The 13,429-nt window shown below is 42.1% G+C and carries 16 protein-coding genes and 1 pseudogene; 4 read left to right on the top strand and 13 right to left on the bottom strand.

Translation table 11 applies throughout. The features are described 5' to 3' along the window. Together J2T50_RS10600 and J2T50_RS06715 are read right to left on the bottom strand one after the other, a co-directional pair. Nucleotides 1-173, bottom strand: a pseudogene (locus J2T50_RS10600) (Rha family transcriptional regulator); the annotation flags it as partial. Between the two features lie 12 nt (nt 174-185). Then, nucleotides 186-374: an RWP-RK domain-containing protein gene (locus J2T50_RS06715; protein WP_301282820.1), complete on the bottom strand. Its 189-nt coding sequence runs from the start codon at nt 372-374 to the stop codon at nt 186-188. A gap of 136 nt (nt 375-510) precedes the next feature. On the opposite strand from J2T50_RS06715, the gene J2T50_RS06710 reads away from it, so the two are divergent. Beyond that, nucleotides 511-1,113 carry a helix-turn-helix domain-containing protein gene (locus tag J2T50_RS06710; protein WP_253364982.1) on the top strand — a complete coding sequence of 201 codons (603 nt, stop codon included), beginning with the start codon at nt 511-513 and terminating at the stop codon, nt 1,111-1,113. A 214-nt stretch (nt 1,114-1,327) separates the two neighbouring features. Here the strand turns inward: J2T50_RS06710 and J2T50_RS06705 are convergent, their stop codons facing one another. Continuing rightward, nucleotides 1,328-1,384 (bottom strand): hypothetical protein, encoded by a 57-nt coding sequence (locus J2T50_RS06705; protein ID WP_253365010.1) that lies wholly within the window; start codon nt 1,382-1,384, stop codon nt 1,328-1,330. Nucleotides 1,385-1,660: 276 nt separating this feature from the next. On the opposite strand from J2T50_RS06705, the gene J2T50_RS06700 reads away from it, so the two are divergent. Continuing rightward, nucleotides 1,661-2,818: a site-specific integrase gene (locus J2T50_RS06700; protein ID WP_253364980.1), complete on the top strand. Its 1,158-nt coding sequence runs from the start codon at nt 1,661-1,663 to the stop codon at nt 2,816-2,818. Between the two features lie 882 nt (nt 2,819-3,700). Here J2T50_RS06700 and J2T50_RS06695 read toward each other — a convergent pair. Genes J2T50_RS06695 through truA form a run of 4 tightly spaced genes read right to left on the bottom strand, consistent with a single transcriptional unit; the run spans nt 3,701 to nt 6,240 of the window. Next, a complete protein-coding gene (locus J2T50_RS06695) occupies nt 3,701-4,264 on the bottom strand; it encodes a TIGR01440 family protein (RefSeq protein ID WP_253364978.1) in 564 nt (187 codons plus the stop codon). Beyond that, a complete protein-coding gene (locus J2T50_RS06690) occupies nt 4,265-4,738 on the bottom strand; it encodes an ECF transporter S component (protein ID WP_253364976.1) in 474 nt (157 codons plus the stop codon). Beyond that, nucleotides 4,731-5,501, bottom strand: a complete 771-nt coding sequence (locus J2T50_RS06685) for a bifunctional hydroxymethylpyrimidine kinase/phosphomethylpyrimidine kinase (protein ID WP_253364974.1) — start codon at nt 5,499-5,501, stop codon at nt 4,731-4,733. Before J2T50_RS06685 ends, J2T50_RS06690 begins: the two co-directional genes overlap by 8 nt. After that, complete coding sequence (truA, locus tag J2T50_RS06680; protein ID WP_253364972.1) at nt 5,494-6,240, bottom strand: tRNA pseudouridine(38-40) synthase TruA; 747 nt, start codon at nt 6,238-6,240, stop codon at nt 5,494-5,496. The genes J2T50_RS06685 and truA overlap by 8 nt, the downstream gene beginning before the upstream one ends. Nucleotides 6,241-6,385: 145 nt before the next feature. Here truA and J2T50_RS06675 point away from each other — a divergent pair, with 145 nt between their 5' ends. Further along, nucleotides 6,386-6,826, top strand: coding sequence for a Fur family transcriptional regulator (locus J2T50_RS06675; protein ID WP_253364971.1), 441 nt, complete (start codon nt 6,386-6,388; stop codon nt 6,824-6,826). An 11-nt stretch (nt 6,827-6,837) separates the two neighbouring features. Further along, nucleotides 6,838-7,710, top strand: a complete 873-nt coding sequence (locus J2T50_RS06670) for an SLAC1 family transporter (RefSeq protein ID WP_253364969.1) — start codon at nt 6,838-6,840, stop codon at nt 7,708-7,710. A gap of 17 nt (nt 7,711-7,727) precedes the next feature. Here the strand turns inward: J2T50_RS06670 and J2T50_RS06665 are convergent, their stop codons facing one another. From J2T50_RS06665 to J2T50_RS06640, 6 genes are all read right to left on the bottom strand, one after another. After that, nucleotides 7,728-8,396 (bottom strand): amino acid ABC transporter permease, encoded by a 669-nt coding sequence (locus J2T50_RS06665; protein ID WP_253364967.1) that lies wholly within the window; start codon nt 8,394-8,396, stop codon nt 7,728-7,730. A 65-nt stretch (nt 8,397-8,461) separates the two neighbouring features. Then, nucleotides 8,462-9,334, bottom strand: coding sequence for a transporter substrate-binding domain-containing protein (locus J2T50_RS06660; protein ID WP_253364965.1), 873 nt, complete (start codon nt 9,332-9,334; stop codon nt 8,462-8,464). Nucleotides 9,335-9,436: 102 nt separating this feature from the next. Continuing rightward, nucleotides 9,437-10,867: an amidase gene (locus tag J2T50_RS06655; protein ID WP_253364962.1), complete on the bottom strand. Its 1,431-nt coding sequence runs from the start codon at nt 10,865-10,867 to the stop codon at nt 9,437-9,439. A gap of 80 nt (nt 10,868-10,947) precedes the next feature. Continuing rightward, nucleotides 10,948-11,778, bottom strand: a complete 831-nt coding sequence (rhaD, locus tag J2T50_RS06650) for a rhamnulose-1-phosphate aldolase (protein WP_253364960.1) — start codon at nt 11,776-11,778, stop codon at nt 10,948-10,950. A 13-nt stretch (nt 11,779-11,791) separates the two neighbouring features. Next, nucleotides 11,792-12,022, bottom strand: coding sequence for a hypothetical protein (locus tag J2T50_RS06645; protein ID WP_253364958.1), 231 nt, complete (start codon nt 12,020-12,022; stop codon nt 11,792-11,794). 41 nt (nt 12,023-12,063) lie between these two features. Further along, on the bottom strand, nt 12,064-13,407 hold the full coding sequence (locus tag J2T50_RS06640) for a PTS galactitol transporter subunit IIC (protein ID WP_253364956.1): 1,344 nt from the start codon (nt 13,405-13,407) through the stop codon (nt 12,064-12,066). Nucleotides 13,408-13,429: the final 22 nt, after the last annotated feature.

The raw sequence follows: 13,429 nt of genomic DNA, 5'->3' as shown, positions 1-13,429 counted from the left end.
TGGCCACTTGGCAAAGGTCGCATTTGAAATGCTAGCTTTCCATAGCGTTCTAAGCGGTCTCTTTGTTTTCTGATATGCTCTTGTATAGCGTGATGGCTGATACCAGCGCATTCTGCGACAATCTCGCTAGTGGTATACGGCTCTTTCTTGCCGTCCATGTAAACTAATTCCATGATGTGTCCTTTCTAGTAGTCTGTTGCAAGCCATTCACTGACTTTTACGAATACGCTATTTTTAACAGTTCCAGCATTACAAATTTTTTTCAATGTAATAGGGTTAATCCCTATAGCCTTACTCGCTTGCTGGGCTGTCAATTGCTCGTCCGCCATCTTTCGTCGGACAGCTTTAGCCATTGTTGAGGTAATAACTATCATCTATATCCTCCTTTCCGAAATTAACATTTTTGTTAACAAATGAATTATACAATACATTTTTGTTAATTGCAATAGTTAAATAAAAAAATATCACATTTTTGTTAATTCATGCTATAATCTATTTGAGGTAATAACAATGAACAGACTTAAAGAATTGCGAAAAGCAAAAGGAGATACAAAAGTTGCTATCGGCGAAGCTATAGGAGTTTCAAGTATGACCATAGCACGCTGGGAAGAACAGAAAGAGTTAAATATTAAAAAAGATAAAGCTCAAGCTCTTGCTGATTATTTTGATGTCCCTGTAGGATATTTATTGGGGTATGAAGAGGCAAGACGCGACTATTTAACTTCAACTTTAGAGAAGTATGTAGAAAGCATGGAATCTCCTGCAGGCTTTGCAGGATATGGTTTACTAGCCCTTACAAGAGGACAGGAAGTTACTGATAAAGCAATTGAAAATCTTAGACAATTCAATGACTATTACGGAACTAAAGCCCTTAACAGCGACGAAGCTAAAGAATGGGATGAAGAAGGAAAAGCTGAAATATTACAAGCGGTTCAAAGTTATGCAGATAAAAATATTGAACGCTTTCTTGCGGGTTTAATGGCAATGAATCATGATGTAAAATATACTATCATTGATTTTTTAACTTTAGATGCTGATAATCGTGAAGCAATTAGTAAGATAATTTCATCCCTTGCTGATAACCCTGTTTTTTATAAAGATTTTAATGATTAAATATCAGACTTCAACTGGGGGGCAAAAGCTGAAACAGCGCCACAATCGCTCTCTCAGCATGAATCTCTTTGACAATTTTAAAAAATAAGGATATAATGGACATAGAAAAAGGGACTGCGCTAACAGTCCCCAGGGCAACCCGTTTAAGACGGTAGCCTGACCGATTTTCAGTTATAAAGAATAACCGTCCATGGTCTGCTAAAACTTGGGACGGTTATTTTTTGTTATTCTGGTTCATGATAGCGACAATTAGAGTTGCAAAAGCAATCATTAACGTCAAAGCTTCATAAACTGACAACCCGCCGTTCTCCTTTCATTTGGATTTTCCTTTGGTTTCCCATAGGCATCACCAACCTTTCAAGGTCACAGCCACCGTCTCAACTTTGTTACCGAATAACAGTATATCAAAAACTAATATGCTATACAAGGCTTTTAAAAGTCTTATAGGTGTAGGCAGCATTGACTGACATCCCTATAAAAAAATCATTCAATTTTCTTCTAAACCAACCTTTTCAGCTTGCCCGCTGGTGGAAAAGGAGAAAATCAAATGAGTATCAAACAACTAACAAAAAAGGACGGCACTACAGTCTATCGGACAAGTGTCTTTCTTGGTATCGACGTTATCACGGGAAAGCGTGTTATCACAACTGCAACAGCTCCCACCATCAAAAAGTTAAAAGCAAAAGAACACGCCTTACAAAATGAATGGATCATGTCGGGATGTACAAGAATAAAAGGCGCTAACGTCAAAAACTATTCTGAATTAGTCGCGCTTTGGCTTGATAATGTAGCTCCGTCCTATAAATATCATAGCTTACAACTCATCAAAGCACAAATTAAAAACTATCTTCTACCTGCGTTCGGTGCTATACGCCTAGACAAACTCAGCAAAACCATCATACAACGAACCGTCAACACTTGGGCGGTAAACTATAACACAGGAACTGGTAGACCTTATAAAAAGTATAACGAATTACACGCCCTAAACAAGCGAATATTGACATTTGGTGTATCGCTTAACTTATTGCCAACTAATCCATGTGTAGATATTATCATACCAAGACGAAAACCGACCCCAGCAATCAAAAAGCACCTTGAATCCAATGAGCTAAAACTCTTTTTAGACTATCTGGAAACTCTCCCCAACACCTACGGAGATTTCTATGACAAGGTACTTTATAAGTTTATGATTGCCACAGGAGCAAGGGTTGGCGAATGCTGCGCCCTGGAATGGTCTGATATTGACTTAGAGACAGGAACAGTATCAATCTCTAAAACACTGCAGCAAAACAGAAAAGTAACAACTCCAAAAAGTCAAGCTGGTATCCGTATTATTAGTATAGACCCTAAAACGGTTCTACTGCTACGATTGTATAAAGCACGACAATCCGCAAAATTCAAAGAATTAGGAACGCCATTCAAAACTGTATTTTCAACTGGAACAAAAGAATACCCGCTCCAGCACACCCTAGCACACCGACTACGAAAGCACTTTGAAGCCATAGGACTATCAAACCTAACCTTTCACGCTTTCCGTCACACTCATGCTAGTCTCATGATAAATGCTGGAATCACACCAAAAGAATTACAATACAGACTTGGTCACTCTAATATCTCTACAACACTGAATGTCTACACTCATCTATCGAAAGACAAAGAAAAAGAATCTATAACCTACTTTGAAAAGGCTATAAATTCCATATAGTCAGTAAAAAAGTCAGTAAATGATGAACCCAATTGCTAGAAACACGATGAAATAAGGCTTTTCATCTCATTTCTACTATGTGATACAACATATCTAGAACCCTTAGCTGGATTGTAAGTATAAAAGAAAAGCCAAGATCCCTGTCCATTAACATATCGCGACTCTCCATTCCCCCAACTTTGCTCTACCAATTGACTGTTTCGTCTGATAGGTTCTATACGCTTCATATTCATTACCTACAACACCACCATTACCAACCGCTGTCCAAAGAAGCCAAGTCCCTGTCCCCTGAGCAGCTTCAAACTTGTATTCTGAAAAACGCCATCCTGATTCGTAAAACGGTTGTGATGCATACGACTCTCCCGCTGCCAAAATTTTAGGATGTTAGACAGCTTTATCTGGAGAAGCTGCTCGCCAAAAAGGAAATTCAACGAATCCTAGAGAGGTATCAACCATATCACGTTTTAAATAGTCCTTATAAGCCATTAAAGTCCCGCGATTAGTTTCTATAAGTGACGAATCAAAGTTAGAATCCCCGTTATCCTTAAAGATAAAGCCTCCCTCAGGTAAAACTTGACCTGTTCCAGACCAATATTTGTTATACTTGTCGGTTCTATAATTTTTTTAGGTGTCGCTGCAAAAACATTTTTTTGACAAAAAATAGATAATAGCAATATTGCACTGATAAAAACTTTTTTCATAGTAAGGCTCTTTTTAATCTATTAGCTAAAAGTTTTATTCCCAAAAGCAACTATACTAGAATTGAAATCTGACCTTTTAAAATTTCCCCTCCTTTTCCTTTATTAGCCAAGCGACGTTTCAATTCCACCTTTCTTCGTACTTACTTTACAATAAATAAATAAGTCAACTAAAAATACGCCTTCACAACTTGCGAGTATCATCTGTCTGATAGAGAGCTCGCGCTCCACCAATCAGCTTTGAACGGCTTGCCAAGGCTGTTACATGTGCACCTCCCAATTCCCTTTTAGCAGGGCGAATCGGCACCTGTACATGCTTGATGTGCATGCCAATGGCCGTATCCCCAATGTCCAATCCAGCTTGCGCTGTGATAAACTCTACCTCAACAGGGTCTTTCATGAATTTGAAGGCAGCTAATTGACCCGAACCACCTGCATGCAGACTGGGAAGAACGTTGACGATTTCTAAGTCTTTTTGAAGAGCCAGTTCACGCTCCACCACCAAGGCTCGATTGAGGTGTTCACAACCTTGAACAGCTAAGAAAATACCTCGTTTTTTCGTTTCTGCGAGAATCGTTGAGACAATCGTTTCTCCGATTTCTATACTCGAATCTTGTCCAATGTGCCCTCCGAGGACTTCACTTGAAGACAAGCCCAGCACAAAAATTTGTCCAGCTTGAACAGCTGATTTTTCAAGAATTTCAATGATAAGCGCTCGCGTTTCCTGAGCAAGGGTTGTCAGATCCATTTAATCCTTCTTTCTAGTCACACGGATGAAAGCTTGATATAGGAGATAACCCGCCGTCATACCAACTATATTTTGCATGGTATTGGCCACTACTTCTGCCAGAGCTGCGCCAAGGCCATTCATCACACTAGAGGCGAGGAGATAAGTTGCCACCATAAAGAACGTAGCGCTAGCCAAGCCCAAAGGGCGTTTCTTCCCAGTCATCCCCGCCAGATAACCTTGACCACCATGCGCCACAAGGCTAATCAACATCCATTGAGGATAGCCAGACAAAAGGTCAAATAGAAAGGCTGACAGACCACCTACAATAGCCCCTTGGCGTCCTCCTATGTAAAAGGCGGTGAAAAAGATACCTGCGTCCAATAGAGTTACAACTCCAGTCGCAGTCGGGAGTTTAACAAACATACCCAGGACAATGGTCAGGGCTGTCAAAATAGCAATGCGACTTAATTCCTGTGTTTTTTTGTTAGTCATATTCCCTCCTAAACTGTTGGTTAACACCGTACTGGTCGGCTTGTGCAATAGCCTGATAGACAAACTCCTTGGCTTCTACAACCGCACGGTCAATCGGCATTCCTAGAGCCAACTTCGCAGCAATACTAGAAGCAAAAGTACAGCCCGCTCCGACATTATTCGTCTCCAAAACCGGATAGGTCAAGACTTGAAATTCCTTACCATCATAAAAAACATCGATAGCTTGGGCTTTTTGTAGACGATTACCACCTTTAACGACCACATACTTGGCTCCCAAAGTGTGTAATTTTTCAGCGGCTAACTTCATGTCCTCAACCGTTTGAATATCCATTTGCATCAAAATCTGCGCTTCTACCAAGTTTGGCGTGACGATGGTCGTGTAAGGGAGGAATTTTAGCAACTCATCGCGCAAGCGGCTGACTTCCAAGTCGTGAGTTTCCTTGCAAACCAAGACTGGATCCAAAACCACCGGACGATCAGCATGGTTTTTGACAAAGGCCAAAGCCACATCCGCAACCTCAACCGTTGGAAGGAGACCAATTTTTATAGCTGCAAAATCTACATCCTTGAGACTAGCCAGCTGGTCAGCAACAATGCCAGCATCAATCGGAACCACATCAAATCCCTTGTCCGTCATCCGTGTCAAACAGGTCACAGCTACAAATCCATGCAACTGTTCGCGGGCATAGGTCGTCAAGTCTGCATGCAGACCACCACCGGAAAAAATATCATTTCCTGAGATTGCTAAAATCGGTTTACTCATAGATAATCTCCTTCAAATACAAGCCATTCCCTGCTGCGGTCGGACCCGCCAAGTCACGATTTTTAGCTTCTAAAATCTTCTGAATCTGCTCAACCGGCATCCGTCCATTCCCGATTTTCAAGAGAGTTCCCACCATATTTCGAACTTGCTTATAAAGAAAGCCATTTCCCGTAAAAGTGAAAATCAAAAACTGGCGCTCCTCATCAAAACGAATGTCTGCTCGATAGATCGTACGGACCTTATTTTCCACACTAGTTCCGGCTGCAGTAAAACCAGTAAAATCATGGGTTCCAACTAGGTCTTTGATAGCTACCCGCATTGATTCAAATGCAACTGGATAGGGATAATGGGTAGCGTAATGGCGCATCATAGGGTTTTTAGGACGACCGATATCCACCAAAAACTCATAGGTTTTACTGTGTGGATTGTACCGAGCATGAAAATCATCCGAAACCTGCTCTACAGACACAATGTCAATATCCTCCGGGCATTGTGTATCCAGCCCAAAGCGCAACTTTTCCACATCACGCGCCTGCGGTAAGTCAAAATGAATGACCTGCCCATAAGCATGAACACCCGCATCTGTTCGACCCGCACCGTGTATAGTCACCGCCTGACCGCTATTTAAGCGCAAAAGCGTCTTTTCAATTTCCTCTTGCACTGTACGGCAATGAGGCTGACGTTGAAATCCTGAAAAATCTGTCCCATCATAGGAAATAATTGCTTTGTATCTTACCATAATTAGATTGTAGCTTAGGCGAGAGCTGAGTACAAGTAAAATAGACTCTATCTGTCCTAGACCAGATGAAGATTCGCTTTTCCTAACTAAATAGTGTATAATAACAGAAAAAACACCTAGAAAAACTAGAAAAAGGAGTTGCGCAATGGCTCCCCATACACGAACAGAGGTCTTTCAAGACGTCATTTCTTATCTTAAAACACAAGGCATCCGAATCACTGAGACACGCAAGGCTGTCCTTCAATTTTTGATTGACAGCCCCGACCATCCTAGCGCTGATATGATTTACACTGCACTGCATCCGCAATTTCCAAACATGAGCCTAGCTACCGTCTACAACAATCTGAAGGTGCTTGTAGACCACGGATTCGTATCGGAAATCAAGCGTTACAAGGATGCGACAACCTATTACGACTTCATGGGTCACGACCACCTCAATGTCATCTGTGAAACCTGCGGAAAAATTACCGATATTGAATTGGACATGCCTTCTGCTGAGTCAGAAATCGAGCAACTGTCCGGTTACAAAATTACTCGCGAAGTCACCACAGCCTACGGCATTTGCCCCGATTGTTCTTCAAAATAGGGAGACAAGATGTGAAAAAGATACAGGCACTTCCATTTGCAAGCACAGGGCTGTTACTGGGTATCGTTGCACTCAGCAACCTTATGAAGAACTTCATCGCAATGGTCTCTAGCATTCTTTTTGTGATAGCTGGATGCCTTTTCCTGGCTATCCTCATCAAAATAGTCACCTACCCAGCTGAACTACAGCTTTTACTGAAGCAAAGTTTACCGACTTCTAGCCTGCCAACTTTAGCCATGGCTATGATGCTAGCTGGGCCGCGTATTCCAGTTTTTTGGTATATCGGTTTTATCATCCACCTTGGATTTATGGCCTACTTTACAGTGCTTATCTGGAAAAAGAGTCGACTAGATGACCTCTATCCTAGCTGGTACATCGTCTATGTTGGTCTGGCAGCAGGAGCCATCATCGCTCCACAAATCGGCACTGGCCCCCTCGGTTGGTTTTGCTGGATAGTTGGGCTCATTAGCTACCTAGTACTGCTACCGTCCGTCCTCTATCGATTGAAGAAAATTCCTATTCCAGCTGCAAATCGACTCAACCTTGCCATTTTAGCTGCTCCAGCATCCTTGTTGTTGCTAGGTGCATTGGCTCTCAAGATTTCCTGGGCTATTCTTCCTTTGCTTTGTCTCTCTCAAATCTTTTATATCGGAACCATTTTCCTCCTGCGGACAACTTTCCAACACCCTTTTAGTCCGACTTGGTCTGGCATGACCTTCCCGTCTGTCTCGACAGCGACAGCTTTATTTGGTAGCCTCGCCTATCTAGGCAACACTCAGCCAGCCCTGACACCTCTAGCCTATGCGGAAATCATCTTTGCCACCGGCATCGTTGGACTTGTTGCTCTTCATTATCTGAATTATGTATATACAAAAAAGGACTAAGTTAGTCCTTTTATTTTTTAATAAGTTGCCAATCGCTTTTCCAATCGTTCTTGGCCCCAAGCGTAGAGAGTACAAATCACCCAATAAATCAGGGCTACGCAGATGTAGACCGTCATGTAATCCGACTTGGCCCCACCGACAATTTTGGCTTTATTGAAAATCTCTGGCACTGTAATCATAGCCGTCAAAGACGTTGACTTGACCATATCCAGCAAGACATTGCTCAACGGAGGCAAGGCAATCCGAAAAGCCTGAGGAATAATCACTTTTCTGTAAATAATAGATGTTTTCAAGCCCAGAGACTTGGCCGCTTCCCATTGCCCGTTATCCACAGCCTTCAAGGATGAGCGGATAATTTCTGAAATATAGGCACTGGACATAGAGGTAAAAGCAAGGATACTAGAAGTGACCGCATCCAACTCAATTCCCATAAACGGGAGCCCAAAATAGATGAAAAAGAGCAAAACCATAAGCGGAATCCCACGCATCAAGGAGACATGGAGAGTCGCCAACCAGCGCAGGGGTGGAATGTGGGACATGCGCATCAGAGCCACAAAAAAGCCGAAGAAAGTCCCCAAGCCGAAACCAATTAGAGACAAGGATAGGGTGAATGGAAGTCCTTCCAATATTTTAGGGACAGCTTCCACTGCCAGTCGCGGGTCAAAAACAGCCTGCCAATTTATCATGTCATTCTCCTTATGCAAACAAAGAAGTTGAGCTTCCTCAACTTCTTTGATGTGCGGTCACCGAATTATTTTTTGCTAGAGGTGTCCACCACCGGAATATCTTTGACATCTTTCAATGGCTCTGTCAAATCTTGTCCGGCATAGTATTTTTCAGAAATTGCTTTGAGCATGCCATCTTTTTTCATTTCTTTGATAACCCCGTCAATTTTATCCTTGAGACTGGTATCTTTTTTACTCATGATGATCACACTGCTTGATGGATTGTATTTGACATTGCCCATTTTCACTTTGATGTCTGGGAATTTTTCAGTAATCAACTTAACCGCAATCACTTGTGTGTAGTAGTCATTTGGGATAAAGTCTGTACGACCTGTTGAGACATCACGGAGGTAAACGTCATTGGTTACATTATCGTAGATGACTGGTTCTGCCCCCAATTTTTCAGCAATCTTCATGAATTGCGTTCCGGCACCACCACCAGCTTTTTTCCCTTTCCAGTCTGAAAGATCTGCTTTGGTAATATTGGATGAACCGTCTTCGCGGACAATCATGCCACCGACTGAGTACTTGTAGGCATCCGAGATGTTGTATTTTTCTTTGCGCTCTTCTGTTGGGTCGAAGTTGTTAACCGTGATATCAACCTTGCCGCTATCCAGAGAGGTAAACGCTTCTGCAACACCGATTTCTTGGTAATCAATCTTGATGTCCAAGCGTTTGCCGATTTCATTGAGCATATCAATCTCATAGCCGACCAACTGGTCTTTGTCATTATGAAATGATGTTGGGTAAAGCGTACCAGGGGTAGCTACCCTGAGAACGCCTGCTTCTTTAACCCGGTCCCACTCGCTTTGGTTAGCAGATTTAGACGAACCATTTGAACACGCTACAAGAGCAACTGACGATAAGACGGCCAGAGAAGCCAGTACTTTTTTGAACATAAAAATCTCCTTTTTTCTGATGTTAAATCATCAACGAAAATAGGTTAACACAATGAAAGCCCTTTTAGCAAACCATTTGTCTGAAAATTTTTATAAACATTTCTACTTTAGCAAACCTCGGTCTTCCAAGTCCGATGCAAGTTGCAAGAGAAGATTTTCTCCTCCCTTAGCTGCAGTAAATTGAACACCAAGCGGGAGACCTTGATCGGTCTCATAGGTTGGCAAACTAATGGCTGGCTGACCCGTTAAATTGGCTGACTGGGTAAAGGGCGTCCAAGCTAGACTATCTGCAAACATCTCCCAAATCAAGTCCTGCTGCTCCATCATGGAATAGTCATCCATGTTGAGCAAACGATCTTTTAATTCCGAACTGAGCGCAAATTGCCCATGACGAGGTGCGGGGCCATTCACCGTCGGGGTCAAAAGGAGGTCATATTGCCGATGGAAATTCCACATCTGTGCGCTGTAATTGTCCCAGTCCTGCAACACCTTGGAATAAACTTTGGCAGGAATTTTTTGCCCGCTACGGAAAATCGCCCAGGTCATCAACTCCATGTCATCTGGCGTCATCGTCCGACCAAATCCCGCCTCTATCTCATCAAACATCTGAGCCGTTTCCACGCTGTTCATGATATAGTAAGACCTCATGGCAGCCAATCCATCAATGGGCTGATGAGTTAGTTCGCTGACGTGATGCCCCAGTTTTTCCAAGATAGGAAGCAGACTCAAGACTGCATTTCTAGCATGGTCTGATACTTGACTACCAATTGGCGACTCCAGGCTATAAGCAATTTTCAAAGGCTGACGAGAATTTGTACTATTCAAAAGTGGATGCGGAAAAGGACTTTCCAGCTGACAAACCTGCATACCGTAAAGAAGATTCCGCGTGTCCCGTACCGACTTGGTAATGGCAAATTGACTGGATGCTCCTTGCCACCCTCGAAAAGAAGTCGGTCCAACTGGAACCCGACCACGGCTGGGCTTGAGACCGATTAACCCATTAAAACTAGCAGGAATCCGAATGGAACCACCACCATCCGAAGCCGCCGCCAAAGGAACCATCCCCGATGACACTGCAGCCGCAGCTCCGCCACTAGAACCACCTGCATTGCGACTGGTATCCGCTGGCAGATTAACCGCTCCGTGCAAGCTCGAGTCCGAAATATTCTTGAAACCAAATTCCGGCGTATTGGTCCGCCCCAAGATCACAAAACCAAGCTCCTCTAGCTTTTTGACATAATTATCTGTTATCCTAGAACGGTTGTTAGCAAACAGCCGAGACCCTGACGTAGCTAATTCTCCCACTTGCTGCTGTCCCAAGTCTTTCAAGAGAATGGGTACACCGCCAAACAATTTCCCAGAAAAATCACCCATCTCCGCTTTTTCTAATGCCTGCTCATACTGCTTTGACACGACCGCATTAAGCTGAGGATTGAGCCGCTCAATCTTCTCAATCGCCTCCGTCACCAGCTCCTTAGATGATACCTTCTTTTCCCTGACCGCTTGCGCCATCTCTGTCGTATCTCTCCACATAGCACCCTCCCTAAAAATCACTTTGGTTTCAGACTATCATGAAAGCAAAAAATCAGCAAGTAATACTTGCTGATTTTGGGTTATAAATAGCGACCTTCTACATGCAAGGCTTTGCAAACCGCACGAAGGTTATCATCCGTTAACACATCATTTTCTTGGACCGGTTTACCACTAATCCGTTGTAAATCAAGAGCAAGACCCGCCGCTTTATTAGCCGTTTCAATCAGACCAAAGCAATCTTCGTAGTCCACTCCGGTGCTAAGCACACCGTGTTTTGCCCAAACAACCAAACGAGTATGCTCCAACAATTTTGCAGTTGCCTGTCCAATTTCTTTCGTTCCCGGCACCATCCAAGGTAAGACATCTATTCCGTCAGGGAATACAACGATGGATTCCGTCAATACACTCCACAAGTCACGTGTCAGCGACTCGCTTGTGACTTCGTTTAACAAAGAATAAAGCACGATATTGGTCGCATGATTGTGAATCACCACTCGATGCTCTTTATTTTGTGCATAACGAGCTGCGTGCGCTAAAATATGCATATATATTTCAGAAGTTGGTCGTTTCCCTGTAACAAAACCTGCTACAATGTCATAACCAGTCTCTGTAACTTTCACGATACCGGTATCCACTGCTGGTTGCTCTTTTAAATATCTAAAATGACTTCCTGAAGCAGTAATCAACAAATATTGCCCTTGAAAATGATGAGGAACCTCTAATAAATTTTCAACGACAATGGGTTCTGAGTAGATACGGTAATCAGTATCAGCTAAATCTGTCGCCATTTCCTGAATTTCTTGTTCAGTTAAGCGATAGCTAATATTTCCCCCATTATACTCATCCCATCCTTTGGACCACATATCGTAGGTCGTCTCTATCATCTCGTTTATATATCTAGGATAAGACATTTTTTCCTCCTTCTCACAACTTCGTTTCTTTTTGCTTTTCAGCACGGTATTTTTCGATGATTTGTGAATAGTATTGTCGTTTTTCCTTTTGTTTTTCATCATAGTCCTTAAAAAGATTTTGACGACTAATGACAAGCCCTAATATCAAAGCAAACACCGTCAATATAATTTGTTTACTGATTACACTATAAACAAACAACAGAAAGGCAAATACAATCATTAATTTCCATTGTAATTTTGTCATATGTCACTCTCTTTCTAGATCTATGTGCGATGCCTACTCAGCTATTCTTCTAATAAGCTCTTGTTGTATTTTGCACGGTTTTTAAGCAATAATACAAACAGAACCAACCAACCTGCAAACAAGACAAAGGCTACAATATCACCTGAAAACATGTGTGTTAACATATAACGCAAATCTGGTCCTTCAAAGGTTGCCCATGAAATCATACCACCTGTTTTATCCTTGAGTGTACCTGATTCTTGTGCCAATTTTGTCATATATGGTGTGAAATAGGTTGCACCATACAAGAACAATGGAGCAGAAAGGAAACCATGGATAATCATACGCAATACATTACCATTTGTTAACAACAAAGCACCAACTACGAAAGAAAGATTGACGATTCCGGCAAATGGAAGCACGATATTACCTGGCAAAACAATAGAGAATCCTAACAAGAATACCATTGTAAAGATAACAGCTACCCACAATTCATTCCGGCCACCAAGAATTGGCCAGTCCAAACCGATATAAACTTCACGTTCTTGGAATTTGTTCCGCATAAACTCTGAAACTGCTTCTGAAATTGGCGCCAAAGCTTGAGCAAACAATTTAGAAACCATTGGGAACAATTGTAAAGCCGTTGCTGCTTGAACAGCCAATGTACATGCATATGGGAAACCATTCCCTGAAGCAAGGCCCAAGGCAAAACCAATGATTGCACCCATGACGGCATTTTCTCCAAAAATACCAATTTTTTCTTTCAAATTATCCGCATTAAATTCCTTGTTCAAAAATGGAATCTTCTTCAATAATTCATCAATTGGATACAAAATAACAGCAATCAAACAAATAAAATGAGGAACCGTCACACCCGGAATACCTGTCAAACGTTCAACTTCGGGTGCAAAAGCATCACCCAATTTTAATTCCAAAACGATTAAAATCGCCGCTGCCAAGAAACCAAAGAAGACGTTATTTGTAAAGTAGGTAACCAATACTGCTGAGAAGATTTTGTTCCAGACATTCCACAAGTCGACGTTCAAAGTTTTTGTTCGGTTAAACATCAACAACAATACGTTGATTCCGACTTGTACTGGAAACATAAGAAAGGCATAAGGCCAAGCCCAAGTAATAGAAGCCGCCCCTGGCCAACCAATATCAACAGCTGGCAACGATAAACCAGTATTGGTTGCTAAATCATTAGCGGCAGCACCCATACTAGTCATAATAAAATTAACCAATAAGTTCATACCGGTAAAGGCAATCCCTAAGGTCAACGCAGAAGTAAAGGCATCCCGCACCTTCATTCGCATACAAAGAGCAATAATAAACATCAAAAACGGAACAAAAACTGCAGCACCCAAATCAAGAATGTACTGAACTATATTTTTTAATACTTCCATTTGTTTTTCTCCTTCTCATCCT

It is taken from the genome of Streptococcus gallinaceus, from assembly GCF_024170225.1.
Classification (GTDB): Bacteria; Bacillota; Bacilli; order Lactobacillales; family Streptococcaceae; genus Streptococcus; species Streptococcus gallinaceus.
Note: the sequence above shows the minus strand (reverse complement) of the source record. Positions and strands in the feature narration are given on the sequence as shown.

What these genes read in the sequence shown, in the direction of transcription:
- J2T50_RS06715 (WP_301282820.1), bottom strand. Translation starts at nt 374, where the DNA reads ATGATAGTTATTACCTCAACAATGGCTAAAGCTGTCCGACGAAAGATG.
- J2T50_RS06710 (WP_253364982.1), top strand. Translation starts at nt 511, where the DNA reads ATGAACAGACTTAAAGAATTGCGAAAAGCAAAAGGAGATACAAAAGTT.
- J2T50_RS06700 (WP_253364980.1), top strand. Translation starts at nt 1,661, where the DNA reads ATGAGTATCAAACAACTAACAAAAAAGGACGGCACTACAGTCTATCGG.
- J2T50_RS06695 (WP_253364978.1), bottom strand. Translation starts at nt 4,264, where the DNA reads ATGGATCTGACAACCCTTGCTCAGGAAACGCGAGCGCTTATCATTGAA.
- J2T50_RS06690 (WP_253364976.1), bottom strand. Translation starts at nt 4,738, where the DNA reads ATGACTAACAAAAAAACACAGGAATTAAGTCGCATTGCTATTTTGACA.
- J2T50_RS06685 (WP_253364974.1), bottom strand. Translation starts at nt 5,501, where the DNA reads ATGAGTAAACCGATTTTAGCAATCTCAGGAAATGATATTTTTTCCGGT.
- truA (WP_253364972.1), bottom strand. Translation starts at nt 6,240, where the DNA reads ATGGTAAGATACAAAGCAATTATTTCCTATGATGGGACAGATTTTTCA.
- J2T50_RS06675 (WP_253364971.1), top strand. Translation starts at nt 6,386, where the DNA reads ATGGCTCCCCATACACGAACAGAGGTCTTTCAAGACGTCATTTCTTAT.
- J2T50_RS06665 (WP_253364967.1), bottom strand. Translation starts at nt 8,396, where the DNA reads ATGATAAATTGGCAGGCTGTTTTTGACCCGCGACTGGCAGTGGAAGCT.
- J2T50_RS06660 (WP_253364965.1), bottom strand. Translation starts at nt 9,334, where the DNA reads ATGTTCAAAAAAGTACTGGCTTCTCTGGCCGTCTTATCGTCAGTTGCT.
- J2T50_RS06655 (WP_253364962.1), bottom strand. Translation starts at nt 10,867, where the DNA reads ATGTGGAGAGATACGACAGAGATGGCGCAAGCGGTCAGGGAAAAGAAG.
- rhaD (WP_253364960.1), bottom strand. Translation starts at nt 11,778, where the DNA reads ATGTCTTATCCTAGATATATAAACGAGATGATAGAGACGACCTACGAT.
- J2T50_RS06645 (WP_253364958.1), bottom strand. Translation starts at nt 12,022, where the DNA reads ATGACAAAATTACAATGGAAATTAATGATTGTATTTGCCTTTCTGTTG.
- J2T50_RS06640 (WP_253364956.1), bottom strand. Translation starts at nt 13,407, where the DNA reads ATGGAAGTATTAAAAAATATAGTTCAGTACATTCTTGATTTGGGTGCT.